Origin of the sequence: Citrobacter sp. RHB21-C05 (assembly GCF_013889015.1) — a bacterium.
GTDB lineage: Bacteria > Pseudomonadota > Gammaproteobacteria > Enterobacterales > Enterobacteriaceae > Citrobacter_A > Citrobacter_A sedlakii.
Window position 1 is genome coordinate 4,179,033 of record NZ_CP057611.1, and the last position, 21,060, is coordinate 4,200,092.

Sequence of the window (21,060 nt, forward strand, 5' to 3'; positions counted from 1 at the left end):
AATTTGAGGCTGGCACATTTAAAGGTCCGGCTATCACTGCCTCTGGTCTTATTCACACCGACCAGGTTCGATATCAGTTCATGAATAATATTCAGGCCTTTTCAGAAGCTCAATTCGAATGTATCAATGGTGGAGGTAAAACAGAAGATAAAAATCTAGCACTGCACTACTTAAGAATGGAACAAGAATATCCAGAAAAACAAATAATCTGGTTGCTATCCAAGCAGGCACAGCCAGCAGCATCTGTCGAAATAAATTTCATAAAGGGCATGATATCCTATATTGTTAAAAACATTGGGCTAATTGGTGAAATAGCTCAGGTTGCATCCGGAGTAACTCTTCTTTTTGCCGGTTCACCAACGATGGTAGGTACTGTTGTGGGAGGTTTGCTTATCTTACACGGTGTTAACAATATATAAGAGAATGCTCTGAGTTTATTTTATGGTAATTATAATGCTGAGGGGCCTGCAACTTAATTGCATAGAGATGCAACTGAGTATCTAGGATATGACCGGTTTTATAGGAGGTTAGTATTTGCAGGTATTGATCTAGCTTTATCAGCAACAACTCTATTTGAGGCTGGGTTAGCAGAAGTCCGAATCGGGACTGAGTTAGTGACCGCCCCTTCAGATTATTTCGTAATATATCCGCAGATTATGAAACAAAATTTAGAACGATGAGTGTATTTGCTTTATATTTAGAAATATTTACTGACACAGCGATTTTATATTCAGGCACTCAGATTTACATTTTTTACCAGCAACCAGGTCTGATGAACTCCCATAAGCTCTCTTTTTATTCAATAACCATTAATAGAAAAAGTATATTAATCTAATGTAGGATTTTCACAACCACATGTTCCCTTCCTTATAATAGGAATCAACAATGAATAACGATGAACTAATAATAATGATGCGTAGGAATATTTTTCTGAAAAACAGATTAATAACCTAAATAAGTTACCAGAAAAATAATCAACACCATTATATGATACGGTTGCTGAACCAGCAAGACGCATCCACCATTCTTTATTTTCTAATATTTTTCCTTATTATAATTTATCAGTACGCTAATGATATCAAACAAGAATATTATACTTCACCACTGATTTTTCTTTATATTGGTACATCGCACCTTGTATATTCAAAACTTCATATATTTGCGCCATTACTCCAGTGATATAAGGCAAGAAAAGTCATAAAAGAAACGCAGAGAAAAGTAAAATCTTAGCAGGGTGCAGACATTAGACTTTATTTAAAAAAAATTTAATGGCTAGTGTTATGAGTTTATATTGCGTAGTAACCGACACATTTCTCAGCTTCCCGGATATATATACAACAAGGTAAATGAAAAATATACAAGCCAACGATAAAAATAAAAAATCAAGTCTTCTGACCAATACTTCTGTAACAATAAACGGGATATGGAAAAATAGCATGCCGAAAAATATCATCAAGGCATCCCGAAGCGCCCTCTTTGCTGAAACATAAATTTCCCTATAAACATCATTTACACAAACTTTAGAATGAGGGTTTTCAGCCTTTACTCTCTTTTTGAACATACAGAGCTCTTTCGAAGAAAACGCAACCTCTTTTATTTTATCTTTTAGCTTAAACTTTTTAAGTTCCATTTATTATTTCAACCTCTGGCAATAGTGACTTATTTTACTAATAATGTTCAGAGATGATAGCACACATGATTTCATATTTTGAAAGTAGATTTGACCCAGACCACATAAATTGCGAATATAAGTCAGTATATCCTCATAAAAGTCCTCAGTTCTGTTCAGCTATGGTTTTCATCATAAAACCCACGAATATAAAAAACTCTACAATTGATACAAGTTATAATTTATTAGCAAACCTTATAACTACAACAGGAGTAAAAAAAATCTTAGGTAATAAATAAATTACAAACCACAAACGTAAGAGTTAATTACACTGACCGCTGACTATTTTATGAGTTTAACCGCACTTAAACACAGCCTGCCATTTCAGAATTTCTTTATTCCAACACTGGATAATGAAAATCCCCGGAAGACAGAAGATTGGTATGTGGTTAGATATTGATACATTAATCGGCATTAAAGATGCAGAACTGAAAAAACTTTTTTTGGAAAAGCTTTCCTACCGTGATATTGAGCTTGTACAGCACACTGAAAGATGAATGATCTGCCTAACAAGATAGAGTCACAGACACTAGCATCAGTCTACCGTCACGTCGTATCTCTGATAAGCAGAGCAGCAACAGGTACTCGACTCAACGGAATTTTAATAATCTCTCCTGCCCCTTCTGACTATCGTTCCCTTCCAAATTTATACACCCCAACATTCCTTAAAAAATCTCTGCGTAAATTGTAGTCGATAATATCTTTACTCACACGATCGCCACCTCAAAATTACGTGAGGTTTATTTTTATGCGTAATAAAAATGAATTTTCAAACGTAAAAAGTGTGATGTTAATCAACAAAGCAGGCTCTGAGCGCAGTAACAAAATTAAATATCAACAGATTTGTTATTTAATGTTAAATTTGTTAAACACCCATAGTAACATGACGAAATAAATTTAGATGTGATAATCACTGAATGCTGGACGTTATGGCTAAAACCAGGTCAATTAGACAATCACGCGAGAACAATCATTTTTTATTGGGAATATTCCGAATGCCTCGCGAGATGTTATTAATGCCTGACGGGCAATTAAAGGCTAACTTGTTGATTTAACCTTCTTTGTTGCAAACGATATCCCCCCTTGCTAGAATCTTCGATAACTTCTGTAGATTCTTTTGATAAAAACCATTGATGGTGCTTTTGCATTTTATCTCGTATAACTTGACCATATTTTTCCAGCGGAAGAAGTAAGTGTCTAACTTTATAAATTGAAATGCCGCAAAGATCGGCAATTTCCCGTGTAGACAGACCTTCAGCACTATGATCTTTTAATAGTTCAAGAATAAAAACTTGCTCGGGAACCCTGACCGTAGCAAAGCTGCTTATTCCCATTTCCGCCGCTATCATCTGCAGAGTGTTACACGGTGCGCTATACCGTACGGGTAACGCACCTGAAGGGTAAGAACTCAGCGAGAGTTTCATGGCACAGCCTCCTGGGTTACAAAGGAGTGCCCAGTATGCATTCACACCCGTTTAACTAGCAACATTAGCTGCAAATGATCATGAAAAAAGGTTTTTTATCTAACATTCACGTTGTTTTATTTTAAAAAACCTGCATGTTAGAGAAAAGCAGGGCTTAGCGCGGAGAGGAACATGAGGTTCGACATAGAGGGATTTATCACTTTTGATACCGAGGATGCGTCTCTCGTTAACCTGTTGACCGGTGATTGTATTGAATTATCTCAAACATCGACACGGCTTCTGGCGGAGTTGCTTAATCATCGCGGCGATATCCTCTCGCGTAATGAAATTTTCCAGTCTGTTTTCGATAAATATGGCGCCCGGGCGTCCAACAGCAATCTGAATCAGTATATTTCAACACTGCGCAGAAACCTGAACGATTTAGGCGTTGAAAAGGAAATCATCGTCACGGTGCCGCGTATAGGTTTTAAAATAGCGGAAGATGCAATCATCAATAACGATCGCGAGTATCGAACGCCCTTTCTTGAAGAAAAAGAACCTGAACCAGAACTGACTGAAGTACACCACTCGTTCCATCAGATGATTACCCGCGTTATCGCGCTGGCGATGGCCCTTTTGCTGCTGATCATAAAACCTGGCGCATACAAATCTGAACCCGACTTACATAAAATGGTTAAAGGTCAGTGTGTTATTTTTACGTCTACGTCCTTGTCGTTGATGGATGTTAAAAACAGCTTTGACTTAACGCCGCAAGTCCTCGATTGTTCGAAGGCCAAAGAATTGTACGTTTATAAACAGCAGGTAACAGGCACCCTGGGTAATATTATGCAACTACTCCTCATTAAGTGTGACAACCGTGGTTGCGTAAGTTTTTATTACAGAGAAAAAAATAATGCCTAAGCGAATTATTTTACTTTTTATCAGTATCGTTGTGTTGTTTATCGGCGCAGTTTACGGTTTCACCCGCCCCCCGGCCTTTTCATGCAAGTCACAATTTTCGATTGTACAAAACATCAACAATGATACCATCCGTAGTGAAGGATTGATTTTTGCCAATCTCACAGATGACACGTTTCTGGTCAGCATTGACGGTTTGTTGGCCCATAATAAACAAAAGTATTTAATCTCGCGCACGCTCAAAATGAAATACCAGCCGTACAACGCCAGTGCGCATTTGTACAAAATAACCCGTGTGCAAATAGTTCGCGACAACACTGACAATGTTGATGATGAGATAGCTAATAGTTTACTGTTTGGCAAAGGGCCGGACGAAAAAATTATTTTTCTTAAAAAGCTCAATAACAATGTAATATTATTTGGTAACCACGCATTTCCGCAGTATGGTTGCAAACGAGATTAATTTGTGTGGTTTTCTTTCACGAAGCACAGCATATGTTAACTTTCTCATATCATGAATATAAACTTAATAGAATCTCTGGCTTGTATTTCAAAAATAATAGACATGATCAATCCCAGACTCAACCTGCATCATGTCAGAACGGCCTACATCGCCTGGCATTTAGCCAGGGAGTCGCAGTTTACCCCCGCGCAGTGTCGTAAGACCCTGCTGGCGGCGCTACTGCACGATATTGGCGGTCTGAATGAAGAGTCGCGCCTTCAACCGCTTAGCTACTATGACAATGAGCTCAATAACCATGCCGCGGTGGGCGCCGAACTGCTGGCCAGCGTGCCGTTATTGAACCCGTTAAGCCCTATTGTGCGCTACCATCACACCCGCTGGGATAATGGCCAGGGAGCCATGGTCAACGGGTCTAAAGTCCCAAAGGAAAGCCATGTGATCTACCTGGCGGATCGGATAGACGTTTTAATCGCGCGCTACCGCGCTAACGATATAATATCGGTCAAAGACGAAATTATTAATATTATTGCGGGCGGCGACAATCTTTTATATAAACCTGAATATATCTGCGCCTTCAGAAAAATAGCAAATTGTGAGCATTTTTGGTTAAAAATCAAATCGACAGACTTTGACGATTATATTAAAGATATTCCCCGGATTCATAACGACTCCGTCTCCTTGCATAATTTTCGTGACATCGCTGGCATGCTGGCTTTTATTATTGATGGGTTTAGCCAGCATGGCGTTCAGCATTCGCTGGTCGTGGGACGCATATCGGGTTATCTCGCCAAAGAGATGGGGATTACGCCAGTACAATGCCTGAAGATTGAAATTGGCGGTTTGCTGCACAATCTGACGTCCCTGACGTGCGGCTCAGCGCCAGCGCATACCGGTGATGAAAATGTGGTCTGGGATGAGCTTTACCCCATTGAAGCGATCAGAGATATCGCGGGCTGGTGCCACACGTATAAGACGGTAACGGCAAGATCCGCCGCGCCGCCAGAAGCCATGATTCTGCGGGCCAGCATCTGGCTGGCGTCATTGCTTCAGGGCGTAACCCTGTCGAGTGAATTCAAAGCACGCGTAGGAGAAACGGCGGAAATCGCCCCGGAACTGGCAGGGATCGTGCAACAGCACAGTACGGTGTTGTTGCAAATCTTTCAGGAGTCGGTCAAAGAAAGGCGCGCATTAGTGCAAAGAATCAACCAGTTAAGTCTAACGTAAACCGCGAGAAGCCTCACTTCTCGCGGTTTTCGATCATCAGGCAGACAAACCGCCGTCCAGTATCAGCGTCTGCCCGGTGAGATAACTGCTTCCCTCCCCCGCCAGAAACGCCACTGCACGCGCAACGTCCTGCGTACGCCCGAGACGGCGCAGCGGAATATTCTGCTGCATCGTTTTCAGATGCGCCGCAGGAATAGCCTGTACCATCTCACCTTCAATCAAGCCCGGCGCCAGACAGTTAACCCGAATACCAAAGCGCCCCACTTCCCGCGCCAGCGAATGCGTCAACCCGATCATCGCCGCTTTACTGGCCGCGTAAGCCGTCTGCCCGCTATTGCCCTTTACCGCCGATACCGACGACATAAACACAATCGCACCGCTGCCCTGGGTCATCATGGCGGGCAACAGGATCCGGTTCCAGTTCACGACGGAAACAAGATTGTTATTCAGCACCTCCTGCCAGTCCTGCGCGTTCTGGTGAATGTGCAGACCATCACGGGTCATTCCGGCGTTATGGATGATAGCGGCTGGCGCGCCGCATTTTTCCAGCAGCGACGTTGCCAGTTGCGAAACACGTTCTTCATCGCTGCCGTCGCAGCAGTGCCCCTGCACCCATGTGGCGGTGCGCAGACGCTGCGCGGCCTCCAGCGTCTGCGCGATCCTGGCCTCGTTGCGTCCGGTAAAGACAATATTCCAGTCCGGCAGCAGGTGGCTCACCAGCGCCTGACCAATCCCCCGGCTACCGCCGGTGATCAGCATCCATTTTTCCGCCATGTCAGTCCGCCATCGCCTTTTCAATACGCTGGCTCAGCTCGCGCAGCGTCATAAAGGGATTCTTCATGAACATTTCCGGATTCACCGTCACATTAAATTCACGTTTCGCCAGCACCATCAGCTCAACGTAGTCCAGGCTATCCAGCTCCAGTTCCGGCAGCGTCGTCTCCGGGGTCAACGCGTCTGGCGTCATATCTTTTGCGTCGCAGATCATTTCGCTGATTTTTTTATAGATCGTTTCTTGTTGGCTCATTTTATTTTCCTTTTGTCAGCGCGCCGACCTTCAGGGTAACGGCGCTGCAAATGAAACGTTGTTGATAACAGGTTCGCGCCGCGATCCGCACCACCGCGCCCGTAGCGAGGTCGCCGACGACCAGCGCAGGGAGCGTGTCGATCACCAGCCGCGGCGGTAACGTATTCGCCCGCCACGGCTCAAGAAGCAGACTGTCGAAAATGACCTCCTGATGGGTCTGCATGACCGGGAAACGGTTAAAAAGCGCCTCCAGAGAAGGGCAGTCCGGCAACATCGCGGCGACAGAGGGTTGATGTAGCAGCGCATCGTCCTGTAGCAGATGGCGGAACAGCAGCGCGTCCAGGAAATGCCACTGCTGGGCGTCGGGCAGCAGCGGCTGAAATGACTGATGCAGCCCGGCAAGCGTGGCGGAGTCCAGCACTCGCTGGCTCAGGCCGTCGTCGCGCGGAAAGCCCTGTTCCGGCGTAAGCTGACAGGACAGACAGGTTTCTCCCCCCGCGCGCTCTTTCACCGACACCACGACGCGCTCGCTCGCTTCACGCATCAGAGAGTACGCCGTATCCCGCCACAGTGGTCTGCGCAGACGTACGGTGCATTTCAAAAACGGCGCGCTGTCGGCGGGCGGGCTGATAAAACGCTTCACATCGAGTAACGCGCGCATCCCGTGAACACTAAGCGCGTGTCCCCCGCGTGCTTTCACCCACGCTTCGTCAAAATGCACCGGGTTGTAATCACCGGAAAACGCCGCCCAGCGGCTGGCGTCCTGATGACCATAATGCAGGGGCATCATGCGTGTTTCTCCAGGATCAGCGCCGCATTCGCTCCGCCAAAGCCAAAGCTCAGATTCAGCGTGCGGCGAATGTCGCCCGCGCGGTGACCCTCGATCACATAATCCAGATCGCAGCGTTCATCAGCCTGTTGGAAGTTGGCCGTCGCGGGCATCACGCCGTGGGCGATAGCCTGTAAGCAGACGATACTTTCGAATGTCCCTGCTGCGGAGATTAAGTGTCCGGAATAGGATTTGGTGCTGGAGACCGGGATAGCGTAAGCCGCGTCGCCCAACGCCATTTTGAGCGACTGGGTTTCGTTAATGTCGTTCAGCGGCGTTGAGGTCCCATGCGCATTAATGTAGTCCAGTTGTTCAGGCTCCAGCCCGGCCTGCTGCAGGGCATGGGTGATGGTTTGCACGCGGGCCAGACAGTCTTCCGCCGGCGAGGTGAAATCCCAGGCGTCCGAGAAGTTGGCGTAGCCGGTGATTTCGCCGAGGATCGTCGCCCCACGCGCCAGCGCCCCTTCGCGTTCCTCCAGACACAGCACCGCCGCCCCTTCAGAAAGCACAAACCCGCTGCGATGGGCGCTGAAAGGACAGCTTGCCCGCTGCGGGTCCGACGGCTCCTTGCTGAGCGCCCCCAGCACGTCAATGTTCCACACCGCACAGTGACTGGTGAGCGACTCGCCCGCGCCAGCCAGCATCATCTGCGCCCTGCCGCTGCGAATCACCTCATACGCGTCGCCAATAGCAATCGTACCCGTCGCGCAGGCGGCAATCACCGTATTCTGATAGCCGTTCAGCCCCCAGAACTGACTGCATGCGGCAGTCGTCACGCTTGGCATAGCGTAAAAACAGTTGAACGGCGAGGCGACGCCCGTCGCGGCAAATTCGCTCTGCGCCTCGTAACTTTCATCCAGCCCTGCCCAGCCGGTGCCCATAATCACGCCGCAGTCCAGCGGGTTATAGAATTCCTGGGGCGGCTTATCGCCGAAGGCCATTCCCATCGCCTGACGCGCCGCGCCAACGGTCAGGCGGGCAAACCGCGGCAGCCGACGCCGGATGGCGGCAGGCACCCCCATCAGACTCGGCTCGTTATCCACCAGCCCGAGAAAATGGGTGTTGATATTCAAGGCGGTTTTGTCGACGTAGCGATAGCCATGTCGTTTGTCCATGATTGCCTGCCAGCTTTCCTCTGCCGTTGCGCCAAGCGGGGTCACGGCGCCATACCCGGTAACGACAACCCGCTTAAAGTCATTATTCAGCTTCATGTTCCATCATCCTGTATTGCGTTTCGCCACCCCCTTGCGCCAGCCAGAGCTGCAGCGTGGCGTAGAGGTAGTCGTATTGGGTTTGTGCAAGGGCGTTCTCTAACGTCAAGATGTCGTCCTGCGCATTGAGCAGCGTCTGAAAGTCCACGGCCCCTGCGCGATAACGGCTTTCCGTCAGCGTTAAGCGCTGCTGGCTCAACGCCAGCGACTGATGCAGCCTTGCGCGCTGCTCGCTCGCGCTCAGCCGGTTTTCCATTGCCTCATCCACCTCGGCGAGCGCGGCATAGGCGGTGGAGCGAAAGGTAATCGCCGCCTGTTTAACCGCTAAATCCGCCTGCCGCACGGTAAGGCGCTGGGTGTTCCACTGGATAAACGGCAGGGCCAACGCGCCGCCCACGGTGCGAATCGGATCGCTGAACCACTGGTTAAATACCTGACTGCCGGCATTCAACGAGGCGTCAAGGGAGAGCGAAGGGTAAAAACGCAGCCGCGAGGCGTCGTATCCGGCAAGCGCCGCACGCAGACGGGACTCCGCCGCCTGAATATCCGGACGCTGAGCGATAACATACAGCGGCGTTTTTTGCGCAACCGGCACCTGTTGATTGACATCCAACGCAGGCGACTCGTCAGCGTGCTGTTCCGCCGGTCTGTTAAGCAGCAGCGCCAGCGCATTACGCACGCTGCTGCGCTGTTGCTCCAGCGTACGCAGTTGGTTTCGCCGCTCCAGCAGCGCCTGCTGCGCTTGCAGGACGTCAAGCTGTCCCACTTTCCCGGCCTGAAACCACGACGTCACCTGCTGTAAGGTCTGCTGAGAAATGGTCAATGCTGCGCGCTGGTTGCGGATCTGCTGGTTATACAGCGCGATACGCCAATAAAGCTGGGCGGCCGTCCCTTGGGTGGAAAGCATCGTCGCGTGATAATCCTGTTCGCTTGCCACCGCCTCCCATTCGCTCTGTTCACGGATACGGGCCAGCTTTCCCCATAAATCCACCTCATAGCCAATAGTGATCCCGCTGCTGTAACTCTCCTGCGACGCGCTACCGCGCCGCACATTTTTGCTGTTGCTGGCGGAACCGCTCACCGTGACGTCTGGGGTAAGGTTGGTATTGGTCAACCCTGCAGCCACGCGCGCCTGCTGGAGGGCGATCGCGGCAGCCGCAAGATCGTTATTGCTGATGAGTACCTGCCCGATAACCCGCGTCAGGCGCGGGTCGCCAAAACGCTGCCAGTCAAAAACCGCTACTGTATCCGGCGCCACTTGCCATTGCCGGGGCAGTGAGAGCAGCGGACGCTGGTAGTCGCTGCGGGTCAGTTGCCCACAGCCGGAAAGCAGTAGCGCTGTCAGAAAAACCGCGCCCCAGCGCAATTTTTTGCCGGATGGCGACGTACTACGTGGCGGTAATATCTTCATCGTCATTCGCGTGCCAGCGCCTCTGTCGGGTTAAGGCGAGCCGCTCTGCGCGCCGGGAAATAGCCAAACGTCAGGCCTATAAGCGCGGAAAACCCACACGCCATCAGCACCGGAAAGGCGGTAAAGACCATCGTGAAGGCGTCGGTGGCGACAGCGAAGATATGCCCTGCCACCCACGAGCCCATTACCCCGAGCAGGCCGCCGAGAGCGCAGATCATCACCGCCTCGATCAGAAACTGATTCATAATGTCTGACGGCCTTGCGCCCACGGACAGGCGAATACCGATCTCATGGGTACGCTCGGTCACCGAAACCAACATGATGTTCATCACCCCCACGCCGCCCACCAACAGCGAAATAGCGGCGATTGCGGTGATCAACAGCGACATAGAGTCGGAGGTTTTTTGCAGGGCGTTTGCCAGCTGATCGTCGGTCTGGATAAAGAAGTCTTTTCTGCCATGCTCACGCAGCAGATGCCGTTCCGCGCGCTGCGCCGCGTCATGCGGTTCCAGCGTCGGCTGAAAACGCGCGATCAACGACTCCAGCGGTTTCTCGCCGGTTAGTCGCTGCTGTAAGGCCGTATGCGGCGCCCAGGCCGCCATAAAGCCGCCAACCACTTTCGGACCAGGGCGCGTGGCAACACCAATGACCCGCCACGGCGCACCGGCAATTTGCACGATCTCGCCGAGGGCGTTTTCACCGCCGGGAAACAGCGTATCGCGTCCGGTTTCATCAAGGATGAGCACCGGTTCGCCTTCGGCGACGTCACGCGCGGTAAAGCCATTTCCCTCGACGAAGCGCAATCCCTGCAGCGAGAAGAAGTCCTGCGACACGCCGGAAAGCATCAGCGAAGAATCCAGCCCCTTGCGGACCGCGAGCGTGGTGCTGCTCACCACTGGCGAGACGCCCATAATCCACGGCAGCGCTTGTAAACTCCGCACATCGTCCAGCGACAGCGCGCGTTCCATATCCGGGCGTTTGCTGCCCCATCCCGTTCCAGGACGGATCTCCAGCGTGGTGCTTCCCAGCTTGCCGATTTCGCTCATGATCGCCTGACGCGCCCCTTCGCCAACGGCCATCGACGACACGACTGACGCAATACCGATGATAATCCCGAGCATTGAGAGAAAGGCCCGCATCCGGTGCCCAAGCAACGATCGCCACGCCATGCGTACCGACTCATGCAGGCTGCGCCCTAACGACGCGCGTCCGTTGTCCTGATCCGGTAACGCCGAAGCCTGCCTGACAGCGACATGCTGTTCATCGCTGATGATCCGCCCGTCGCTGATTTCAATAATGCGCTGCGCCTGACGGGCCACGTCGCGGTCATGGGTCACGATAATCACCGTGTGCCCGGCGGTATGCAGCTGATGCAGTACATCCATCAACGCCTTACCGCTCACGCTGTCGAGGGCGCCAGTCGGCTCATCGGCCAGAATGATATGGGCGCCGTTAATCAGCGCCCTGCAGACGCTCACACGCTGCTGCTGACCGCCGGAAAGCTGAGCAGGCCGATGTTGCAGGCGGTTCTCCAGACCGAGCTGGCGCGCCAGTCGCTGTATACGGGCTTTACGCTCTGGCTCCGGCATGGCGGTATAAAGCGCAGGAATCGCGATGTTCTCTTCTGCGGTCAGATACGGCATCAGGTGGTAGCGTTGAAAAATAAAACCCAGATAGCGGCTGCGAAGGTCTGCCAGGCGCAGTTCGTCGGCCTCATGCACCGGCGTGCCGTTAATCAGCACTTCACCGGACGTGGGTTTGTCGAGGCAGCCAATAATGTTCATTAGCGTGGATTTCCCCGACCCGGACGCCCCGACAATCGCCACCATCTCGCCGGCGTGAAGGGTCAGTGAAATATCGCTAAGAACCGGAAGCACCTGCGTTCCGGCGTTAAACGCGCGGCAAACCTGACGTAAAACGATAATCGGCTCCATCCGCTATTCCCGCCCTGCATCCTGCGCCAGCACCACCTGTTCACCCGCCGTTAACCCCTCCAGCACTTCAGCATACTGCCTGTCATTAATGCCGATACGGATGATGCGGGTGCGCGTTTTGCCATTCTCATAAGTGGTAATGGCGTAACGCTCGGTGTCCTGTGCCTGTCCCAGCGCGGCGACCGGTACGCGCAGAACGTTTTTGGCTTTCGCAATCTGGATAAACACCTGCGCCGTCATTGACGTTTTGAGCTCGCGCTCCGCGTTAGGCACTTCAAACGTTCCGGTGTAGTAGACCGCCATCGCCTGCTGATTGCCGCCCATTCTGTTTTCCCCGGACGCCTCCAGCGCCTCCTGCGGCGCGGGCTGAACAAAGCCCATCGTGCTGCTATAGCGTTTTTCCGGGTTGGCAATGACGTAGAAACGCAGCGGCTGACCGGGGCGGATCTTCTGCACGTCCGCCTCTGAAATCCGCGTTTGCACCTGCATGGTGTCGAGATTCGCCAGCACCAGGATGGTCGGCGCGGTTTGCGAGGAGACGATGGTCTGCCCTTCCCGGGTCACAATCCCCAATACTTCGCCGTCGATCGGGGCGACGATGCGGGTATAGCTCAGGTTAGCCTGCGCGGATTTCACCGCCATCTCCGCCTGTACAATCTGCGCATCGCTCACAGCGATCTGCTGCACCTGCGCGTCGTACTGCGCCTGCGCCTGCTCAAATTCACTGCGCACGCCAGAGCCGTCGCGCATCATCATCCGCTGACGGTTAAGCTCCTGGCGATAACGTAACAGGGTCGCCTGCGCCGACAGCTTCTGCGCTTTAGCGCTGGCAAGCTGCGCATGGGCGTTGTTAAGGTCAGACTCCTGAATGGTCGGGTCGATCTCCGCCAGCAGTTGCCCTTTTTTTACCTTGTCGCCCTGACGCACGTACAGCTTACGAAGCTGTCCGTTGACCTGCGCCCCAACGTTGACCTGCACCGCCGGTTTCAGGACGCCGGTGACCAGCACGACTTTTTCGATATCCCCTGTACCAATGGTTTCCAGCGCCAGGTGTTCATCGGGAGAGTCAGAGGCCAGCGTCGTCCACGCCACGCTGCTGGCGACGACAAACACCAGTCCGAAAGCAGCCAACATCCAGCGGGTTTTACGCGTCATACATCGGCCTCCAGAGGGCGCAACTGGCCTGCAATAAGCTGATAAACGCGCGGGAAATGCGACAGTACCTGTTCGCTGTGGGTTACAACAATCAATGATTTACCGGTTTCGTGACAGTGACGGCGGAGCGTCTCCATCACGGTCGCCGCCGTGTCGTCGTCAAGATTCGCGGTCGGTTCGTCGAGCAGCAACACCGGACGCGTACTGTACAGCGCCCGCGCCAGCAACAAGCGCTGACGTTGCCCAAGAGAAAGCGCCGCGTGGCTTTCCCGAATCAGGGCGTCAACACCGCCTGGCAGCCCGCGCACCACGTCACCCAGCGCGAGGGAATCAAGCAGCGCCTCAATGCGTCCGCGGTCGCGTTCACGGTACTGTGCGTCAAACAAAGTGATGTTTTCCCGCACCGAGGCATTAAACAGGATGTCCTCCTGGCTTTGCAGACAGACAAGCCGCGTGAGCAATTCCGGAGACAGGCGCGTTTCGCCGGCATAACAGCCGCCCGCCTGAGGTGCCAGCAGTCCGGCGATCAGCCGCAACAGGGTACTCTTTCCGGCCCCGGACTCGCCGACGATCGCCATCTGCTCTCCGGCGTTCAGGGTGAACGATACTCCGTTCAGAATCGGCCTCGCCGGATCGTAATCGTAGCGCAGGGCATCAAAGTGAAGCGTGGGCACCGCGCCTGACGGCAGCGCCGGGGTCAACGGCACGGGCTCGGCTTCGTCTCTGCGGGCAAACAGGCTATGGGCGCGGGTATCAATAACGTTGAGCTGGGTTTTTTGAATAATGCCGTAGAAAATCCGCGTCACGTAAGAGGTGAAGATCTGGCGCAGAAAGCTGTAGGCAAAAAAGTCGCCCAGCGAGATGAGTTTGCTGTGTACCATCGGCAGCACCACCAGCATAAACACCACCATTTCCAGACTGCCGGTCAGCTGATACAACCCCTCTTTAACCTGCTGATAGACTTTCTGGCGCTGCAGGCAGGAAAAAAGATCGCGGCTGAATGCTGCAAACTGCCCTTGCCGCTGGCCTTCCAGCCCGGCGGTTTTGACGGTCAAAATGCCCTGGATAGTCTCCATAAAGAAGTCGTTCAGGGTGGCGCTTTTAAGCTGCAACTGCTGCGTGAACCAGCGGTCGCGGATCACCGCCCAGACGCTGATGATCCCCATCACCGTCACCCCCACCGCCGAGATCGCCGCCAGTACCGGGGCGATCCAGAACATCACCGCCAGCGCAATAACGCAAATCACCCAGTCGGAACGCAGACCGTTATCCAGTTCAATCTTTTGCAGCAGACCCACCTGCCAGGCGGTGAAGCGGCTGAAGATCTCCCCCGGCGCGCGTTTTTCAAAGAAGCGCAGCGGATTGCTGAGCAGACGGGAAAATCCAACCCCGCTGTGGATCAACACAAAGCGTTTAATGAAACGCTCGCTAATCACCCGTACGCCCAGCGCCATCAGCGAGGAAACCATAAACGCCAGGATAAACCAGCCGTAGGGAAAATCGCTGTTCCCGACGCTGGAAAACGCCTGATTAATGGCGTTGCTGACCATTGTCGGCATCAGGAACAGCGTGAGGGAGACCAGGAAGGTCAATAACATCAGCCGGTAAATCCCCGGCACCGCCGCGGTTTCCTGCATACTCATGGCGCGTGGCGCAGTCTGCGTCTCATCCGGTAACGACAGGTCAGGATCGGCCTCCAGCGGTCGATCCGGTTCGACAATCAACGCATAGCCGCTGATCTCCTGCTTCAGCGCGGAAAACGGCAACCACTGCTCGCCAATCGCCGGGTTCATCACGCACACTTGATTCCCCTTACGCCAGGCCAGCAGAACGTAATGGCTGGCGCCGTAGTGCAGAATAGCCGGCAGCGGCAGGTCATTCAGTTCGTGATGCTCAAACAGGACCGGCGTGGTGGCAATGCCCAGCCGCGCCAGAATTGTCATCAGCGTATCCAGCGACGTGCCGTGATCGGAGGCCGGAAAAATGTCGCGCAACGTCTCCAGCGAAACGGTTTTCCCCTGCGTCTGCGCCAGCATCGCCACGCACGCCAGGCCGCATTCGTTGGTTTCTTCCTGAAAGATCTGATTCGGGATGGTGGTTTTCATTTTTATAATTAGTGATTAATAAAATAGAGGGAATGGCTGTGCCAGAGCAGCCACTCCTGCGGATAGTCGCGCAGGGTGGACTCAATAATTCCCGGCAGCGTCTGCGCGACGTCGCGGCTGGCGACCGGAGGATGAATGTGGATACGCAGGCCGTTGTCGTAACTCAGGTGGTAAAACACCACCTGGGCCTTGATCACCGCGGAAAGACGAACCACGCCGTTGTGCAGCTTCGCGCTGCGGTCAAATAAACGGCACGGCAATTTCGCCGCCAGCGCACCTTCGGCCTGCAAGGTATAGTCGGGCGAGATATCGGGAAATATGATCATGTTTTGCCGACCGCAGGCGACATCCGTAATGAGCGTCATCAGATCGCCTGCCAGTGCTTTGTTTTCCTGGTGAATTGAGCAGTACGAAAGCGCGACGCCCCCCAGCGCGCGGGTCTGGGCGTTATAGAGTTCCGCGCTTGCAGAGACCACCACACTGGCGCTTCCCGGCGTGACGCAGGCGCCAACCATCGCCGCCAGCACGTCCGAGACCGTATGCAGCGGCGCCAGAATATAAGGTGTGTTTTGTTGATGCAGCGGCGCGACCACGGCGTCGAGCTGCGCCGCGCAGGCGCGAATCTGTCGCAGCAGCGCCGGACTCTGCCCCCAGGTAGCGGCTTCTTCCAGCAAACGACGGCGGACAGCTATCCATACGGCGTCCACGCGCCCCGAATACCCTGTCAGACAGCGTGCGTTTTCATTGGCCACCGCGTGTTGACAGCGAAACGAGCGTCCCGCCAGACGCAGGGCGCAAAGCCCTCTCGCCACTGCCAGCACCGCGGGGAGGTATCCGTAGCGCAGAATTTTCCGCAGCGCAAACATCGCCGCCCGGGACAGTTCCCGGCGCAGGCGGCGCACTTGTCCCAGACGGTTGCGGATGCTAAAGACGCTCCAGATAATAAAAAACCTGACCACGGAGACTATTTATCCTCTTTAAGCAACTGCTGCATCCGCTGGGCAAATTGCGGAAACTCCCGATCCTGCGCCACCACATAACGTTTATTGATAATAAATATTGGCGTGGCGTTAATCGCATAATGTTCGGTAATTGCCGCCATTTCGCTGAGGCGTTTTTTTACAGCCTCGCTCTGACGGACTGTATTGAATTTCGTCGTATCGATATTATTTTTTACCAGCCAGACTTGCAGCGCATTGTTATCCGCCAGATCGACACCACGCGTTATCACCGCATTATAAGCGCTGTCGCGCACCTGCTTTTCAATACCCATAACTTCCAGCGTGGCAAATAACGGCGCGTACGCCGCCAGACCGTTATTATCACCGGCGATGTGAATAGAGGTAAATGTGCTGCCGGGCGGTAACGACCGGCTAAATTCAGCGAGGTTATCTTCGTTTGCCGCACAGTAATGGCAACCGTAGGACATAACTTCAATAATACTGCGCTCTTCTTTTATCGGGCTGTTCGCTACCTGCTCAACGCTGACTTCACGAAACGCCTGCGTTTGAGAATCATCCGCTGAAAATGTATTGAAAACAAAAATATGATAACAAAGCACCGTCATCAGCGAAGAGATCACGATGAGAAACAGTGAATAACCAATAAGGGTAATACGTTTAAAATGCGTCGCCATAACATTCTCGCCACGGAAAAGAAAAGCCTGGGGGCATTTCCTCCCCCAGGCTGAGCCCGATTAGAAACGGTTCGGGATACCGCCACATTTGCTGGAGTCAGCATCTTTCATGGTCGTGGTGCTGCCGTGTTTGTCGGTGCAGGTCGTCAGTTCCTTACAGGAGGTTACGCCACCGATAGTCACGTTCTGATAGGTTGTTTCGCAGGTTTTGCAGGTTCCGCCCACAACCATTGCAGCTTCGATCGCAGTTAATGTTTTCATTTCTGTTTTCCTTCATTAAGGTTTAATAAGGTGCATTCATTTGCACCGGGAATTCGGCGAAAGCGTTCGCCAAAAATTTTCCACACGCTCAGGGCATAATTCCCTTAAACGCCGCGAACAGGGCAATATTGTTGCGGATATTCAGCCGCTTCATTAAATGGCGCTTGATATAACTCAGGCGACGCACGTCCACGTTCACTTCATCGGAAATCTGCGACAACGATTTCCCTTTGAATATTTCTTCCATTAGCCACCACTCATTACCGGAAATGGTGTAATCTTCTTCCCTGTTGTGCAGTTTTTGCCGTGTGTAGTTCACCAGCGAGTGGCTAAAGCAGCATCCCCGATGGCCTTTATCAAACAGATCCTGAAAAAAGGGACCGATATTGTCGATATTTTCACTTTTCAATAACCAGTGCGCACTCGGCAATATGGTATAGAGCGCAAAAAACAGCGGCAAATTATGCTCGCTCAATAAAATCACCAGACTTTTATCTTCCTGCTGATAAAAATCTTTCATCAGTTGCAGCGCGCGAAAACGCTCTTGCGGCAAACTGTCAAGATCGCAAAGAATCAGCAGTCGATGATGATCATCGACTTTTGTCTGGAGCACAGAAATCAGCTGGGCGTAATCATCGGTTAAGGAATATTGCGTCTCAGCCTGCTCGCCGACTAAACGGGCAATTACCGTTTTTAAGCCTTGCGAATAAAAGAAATTCTTATCATAAAGAAAACACTGATACACCATGCCTCAAATCCCTGTTGACGCGCTACTGATAGCTCAATGTGTAATTCGCCGTCGCGGTAAATGGCCCGGTGGTAAGGGTTCCGTTTGCTAAGGCATCTGGCTCCGCTTCAACGAACGCCTGAAAGTTCAGCCGTAAAATCGTGTCGTTAATGGCCACCGGAGTCGTGGCGGCGTTCAGCTGTACCGGGGTGTCGTCGGCCTCCAGCAGACCAATACCCACGCCGCTTGCGTTACCTGGCGCGGTGGCGCTGATCGCCAACCGATCCGCGAGATTAGGGTTAGCCGTCCCGCTGAACGTCACCGTTACGCTGTTAAAAACGCTCGGGGTACAGCCCTGAAGCTTGATGGTGAAGGGCACGGGGACCGTTTTGCCGTTAATGTACAAAGACTTGGTTGATATGTTGCCAAAGTCGACCGGCACCCGCTCTGACTCAGGCGCGATGCTGCACGGATAGGCCATCACCACACCCTTAAAGCTCAAATCGCCACCGATCAGCTGCCCCAGCGCCCATGCGGAGGGGGTGATAAGCGTCGTCACGAAACAGGCGAGGATCATCATAATGCGCTGCATATTCCCTCCTTACTGGAATTCAGCCACGACCGTGGCCGACGCGTGAAATTCGCCTTCCGGAACTGTCGACGTCGCGCTTTGGGCGATCGGTGCGGCAACCAGATTCCAGTCGCCCTCGTTATTCGCAAATCCGGGCACGTTATAAAAGGTGTTCGGCTTAATGAGATTGCGCTGAGCGTCGCGCAGCGCAATACCCAGCATCGAACGATCGACGCCGCCGGTGCCCTGCGTGCTCAGGTACGAGCCGTCCGTGAAGGCCGGGTTAGGCTGCTGGATACCAAGCTTGATATTCAGCGCCCCCTGGGAAAAGCTGCCGCCTTCGCACTTCACGTGAATCGGCACGTGTTGGCTGAAATTATTGCCGTCCAGCGCGCTGCCGGTGCCCGGAATAGTGCCGAAATCAACGACAATCGGCGTCCCCTGGTTCACCACGCACTTATCCGGTACGGTGATCACCCCGGAGGCGATGGTAATGCGCGATAACGGCGTGCCGCCGATGGCCCCTGGCCCGAGACGCCCAAACAGCTTAGCGATTTCGGACCCCTGTAAGTTCACGCCGTTGATAATGGGTTTGGTGATCATAAAGGTCACCCTTCCCTTAGCCCCGGAAGCAAACTCGTTATCCAGAATCGTACTCGGCACGTTGCAATAGTTTTGCTCAATCCCGTTGGACAGACCCGTAAACGGAACCACTTTATAGTCCCGCACCGTTCCGCCGATATAGATCTCAATTTTGACGTCCATATAGTCATTGAGCTTCAGATAATCCGGGTTGCTCCCCTGCTGGGTTAACGTCGCCTGCGCCGTGTAGTACACCGCCTGATTCGTCATCGGCACAGAACAGTAAGCGCGGCCCTGGAACATCCCGGCCAGGTCAAACGTATCCGTATAGGTTGACCCTGGCTGATTATTGGTAATGTTCGTATTGTTAATGTTGACCATATAGTCATAAGTGCCGCCGACCGGTTCAATTTCGCCATCCACCGCCGACCATGCGGCTCCCGGCATCCCGAGTGCGCAAGCCACCAGTACAGCCGACGCTTTGCGGCGCAACAGGCCTGATACATTCATTACAGATACTCCATCTTCAGGCGCACCAGGCTACTAAACTCACCGGCGCTGACGTGGGTGCCGGTAGACTCCAGCGCCGCCATAAAGCTCAGCTCGCTGTCGCCGTTTTTAATCAGCCAGGGGGCATGGGTCTGCCCGACGTCCAGCGCATTGCCGCTTTTATCCAGCAGGCGAACACCCGCGCCGCGGGTGGTACCGGTCGTGCGCAGCAGTTGCGTATTATTCACATCCGCCTCGCCGACAAACGTCATTTGCACGGCCTGCTCGCCAGTGCTATACGCGCGCCAGTCTTCGCCGGTGGTACGGGAAGCCAGGCTTCCCCGCGCCTGCGACGCCCCTTTCAGGCAATCTTTCAGATACAGCTTGAAGCGCACCGGCTGGCTGCGATCGCCCGCCTGATGAAAACGCTGGGCGCTAATGTCACCCAGTTCGACGTCCTGGATACGTCCCTGTGTCATAAACACGCAGGGAGAGGCATACACCGAGCCGTGAAACCGGACAATGCCGCTATCTTCGCCGACCTGCTCCAGCGCATTGTGCTGCGGCTGTACCGGTACGTCCGCCGAACTGGAAAACGTCACGCCCATCGCCAGGAGGGCAATACATGGAAAAGGATTTTGCATTGTCAGGTTCCTTCTTGATTAACCCTGTTGAGCAGGCGGCAACGCTTTACAGGTGTTGCCATCGCAACGGAATTTCAGTTCCGGGTGACCGCCATAGTCATTCACAAACATCATTGAGAACTGATTGACGCTTGCGTCTGTCACATCAAACTGCTTGCTTGATTTCGGCGCGACCATGATCCCCGGGAATTTGGTAATCTTCTGTCCGGCGCCTTTCGACAAGCCAAGAATGGTGATGTAGTAAGGCGTCGGGTTCTCTGCCGTCATCTTGCTGCCGTTCTTATGGAACACCACCTGATCCTGCCAGACTTCGCTTTTTGACTTCGGGATCACCGCCGCCGGGCGGTAAAACAGCTTGATGCGCGACTGCATCGCCAGCTGTAGCGTGTTCGGTTTGTCCGGCTTCGGCGGGATCTCCCGGACGTTGAGATAGAACAGGCTCTCTCTGTCCTTCGGCAGCTTTTCGATACCGTCGGTTTTGGTCACGCGCGCGATCCCTTTCTGCCCGCCGTTGATCCGCTGTAGCGGAGGTAACACCAGCAGCGGCGACGTGATCTTGTTCCCCTTCTCATCTTCCACCCATGACTGGGCGAGGAACGGAACATCCGGGCTGGTGTTGCTCAGATTGGCGCTCGACGACACATCTTTCTCCGTAATAATCACGCGGGTCCGATCCAGCGAGACGCCTGCCTGCGCATAGCCACCCACCGCGCTCAGCGCTAACGCCGCCAGCAGGTATCCGTTATGTCTTTTTTTGCTCATTTTTGGCCTTTTATTACAATGAGATAACTCGTTCTACCC

At 53.0% G+C, this 21,060-nt stretch carries 22 protein-coding genes; 4 read left to right on the plus strand and 18 right to left on the minus strand.

Annotated elements, in window-relative coordinates:
* Nucleotides 1-80 precede the first annotated feature (80 nt).
* Entirely contained in the window at nt 81-419 is a 339-nt protein-coding gene (locus HVX72_RS19910; RefSeq protein WP_181822147.1) for a DUF4225 domain-containing protein, read from the plus strand.
* Nucleotides 420-1,243: 824 nt separating this feature from the next.
* Here the strand turns inward: HVX72_RS19910 and HVX72_RS19915 are convergent.
* Entirely contained in the window at nt 1,244-1,630 is a 387-nt protein-coding gene (locus HVX72_RS19915) for a hypothetical protein (protein ID WP_181822148.1), read from the minus strand.
* 1,070 nt (nt 1,631-2,700) lie between these two features.
* Nucleotides 2,701-3,093, minus strand: a complete 393-nt coding sequence (locus tag HVX72_RS19920; RefSeq protein WP_042290968.1) for a FaeA/PapI family transcriptional regulator — start codon at nt 3,091-3,093, stop codon at nt 2,701-2,703.
* A gap of 171 nt (nt 3,094-3,264) precedes the next feature.
* Between HVX72_RS19920 and HVX72_RS19925 the strand changes: the two genes are divergently transcribed.
* Genes HVX72_RS19925 through HVX72_RS19935 form a run of 3 tightly spaced genes read left to right on the plus strand, consistent with a single transcriptional unit; the run spans nt 3,265 to nt 5,677 of the window.
* A complete protein-coding gene (locus tag HVX72_RS19925) occupies nt 3,265-3,993 on the plus strand; it encodes a helix-turn-helix domain-containing protein (protein ID WP_181822149.1) in 729 nt (242 codons plus the stop codon).
* The gene (locus HVX72_RS19930) at nt 3,986-4,453 is read left to right on the plus strand and encodes a FidL-like protein (protein ID WP_181822150.1); all 468 of its coding nucleotides are present in this window, start codon (nt 3,986-3,988) and stop codon (nt 4,451-4,453) included. Before HVX72_RS19925 ends, HVX72_RS19930 begins: the two co-directional genes overlap by 8 nt.
* A 51-nt stretch (nt 4,454-4,504) precedes the next feature.
* On the plus strand, nt 4,505-5,677 hold the full coding sequence (locus HVX72_RS19935) for an HD domain-containing protein (protein WP_181822151.1): 1,173 nt from the start codon (nt 4,505-4,507) through the stop codon (nt 5,675-5,677).
* Between the two features lie 36 nt (nt 5,678-5,713).
* Here the strand turns inward: HVX72_RS19935 and HVX72_RS19940 are convergent, their stop codons facing one another.
* The 16 genes from HVX72_RS19940 to HVX72_RS20015 form a co-directional block, all read right to left on the minus strand.
* Entirely contained in the window at nt 5,714-6,451 is a 738-nt protein-coding gene (locus HVX72_RS19940; RefSeq protein WP_042290974.1) for an SDR family oxidoreductase, read from the minus strand.
* 1 nt (nt 6,452) lies between these two features.
* Nucleotides 6,453-6,704, minus strand: coding sequence for an acyl carrier protein (locus HVX72_RS19945; RefSeq protein ID WP_042290976.1), 252 nt, complete (start codon nt 6,702-6,704; stop codon nt 6,453-6,455).
* 1 nt (nt 6,705) lies between these two features.
* Complete coding sequence (locus HVX72_RS19950) at nt 6,706-7,494, minus strand: MaoC-like protein (RefSeq protein WP_042290978.1); 789 nt, start codon at nt 7,492-7,494, stop codon at nt 6,706-6,708.
* Nucleotides 7,491-8,744, minus strand: coding sequence for a beta-ketoacyl-[acyl-carrier-protein] synthase family protein (locus HVX72_RS19955; protein WP_042290979.1), 1,254 nt, complete (start codon nt 8,742-8,744; stop codon nt 7,491-7,493). Before HVX72_RS19955 ends, HVX72_RS19950 begins: the two co-directional genes overlap by 4 nt.
* Nucleotides 8,731-10,155, minus strand: a complete 1,425-nt coding sequence (locus tag HVX72_RS19960; RefSeq protein WP_320338572.1) for a TolC family protein — start codon at nt 10,153-10,155, stop codon at nt 8,731-8,733. Before HVX72_RS19960 ends, HVX72_RS19955 begins: the two co-directional genes overlap by 14 nt.
* Nucleotides 10,156-10,157: 2 nt before the next feature.
* Nucleotides 10,158-12,089 carry a MacB family efflux pump subunit gene (locus tag HVX72_RS19965; protein ID WP_042290981.1) on the minus strand — a complete coding sequence of 644 codons (1,932 nt, stop codon included), beginning with the start codon at nt 12,087-12,089 and terminating at the stop codon, nt 10,158-10,160.
* A gap of 3 nt (nt 12,090-12,092) precedes the next feature.
* Nucleotides 12,093-13,244: an efflux RND transporter periplasmic adaptor subunit gene (locus HVX72_RS19970; protein ID WP_181822153.1), complete on the minus strand. Its 1,152-nt coding sequence runs from the start codon at nt 13,242-13,244 to the stop codon at nt 12,093-12,095.
* On the minus strand, nt 13,241-15,349 hold the full coding sequence (locus HVX72_RS19975) for an ATP-binding cassette domain-containing protein (RefSeq protein WP_181822154.1): 2,109 nt from the start codon (nt 15,347-15,349) through the stop codon (nt 13,241-13,243). Before HVX72_RS19975 ends, HVX72_RS19970 begins: the two co-directional genes overlap by 4 nt.
* Before the next feature lie 8 nt (nt 15,350-15,357).
* A complete protein-coding gene (locus tag HVX72_RS19980; protein WP_060570360.1) occupies nt 15,358-16,308 on the minus strand; it encodes a hypothetical protein in 951 nt (316 codons plus the stop codon).
* 5 nt (nt 16,309-16,313) lie between these two features.
* A complete protein-coding gene (locus tag HVX72_RS19985) occupies nt 16,314-16,985 on the minus strand; it encodes a DsbA family protein (protein WP_181822155.1) in 672 nt (223 codons plus the stop codon).
* Nucleotides 16,986-17,045: 60 nt separating this feature from the next.
* Nucleotides 17,046-17,246, minus strand: a complete 201-nt coding sequence (locus tag HVX72_RS19990; RefSeq protein ID WP_060570362.1) for a DUF4762 family protein — start codon at nt 17,244-17,246, stop codon at nt 17,046-17,048.
* Between the two features lie 88 nt (nt 17,247-17,334).
* A complete protein-coding gene (locus HVX72_RS19995) occupies nt 17,335-17,994 on the minus strand; it encodes a transcriptional regulator (RefSeq protein ID WP_060570363.1) in 660 nt (219 codons plus the stop codon).
* 22 nt (nt 17,995-18,016) lie between these two features.
* Nucleotides 18,017-18,565, minus strand: a complete 549-nt coding sequence (locus HVX72_RS20000; protein ID WP_060570364.1) for a fimbrial protein — start codon at nt 18,563-18,565, stop codon at nt 18,017-18,019.
* Between the two features lie 9 nt (nt 18,566-18,574).
* Nucleotides 18,575-19,573: a fimbrial protein gene (locus tag HVX72_RS20005; RefSeq protein WP_229264118.1), complete on the minus strand. Its 999-nt coding sequence runs from the start codon at nt 19,571-19,573 to the stop codon at nt 18,575-18,577.
* A gap of 62 nt (nt 19,574-19,635) precedes the next feature.
* On the minus strand, nt 19,636-20,259 hold the full coding sequence (locus tag HVX72_RS20010) for a fimbrial protein (RefSeq protein ID WP_052406306.1): 624 nt from the start codon (nt 20,257-20,259) through the stop codon (nt 19,636-19,638).
* An 18-nt stretch (nt 20,260-20,277) separates the two neighbouring features.
* A complete protein-coding gene (locus HVX72_RS20015; RefSeq protein ID WP_042291001.1) occupies nt 20,278-21,021 on the minus strand; it encodes a molecular chaperone in 744 nt (247 codons plus the stop codon).
* Nucleotides 21,022-21,060 lie beyond the last annotated feature (39 nt).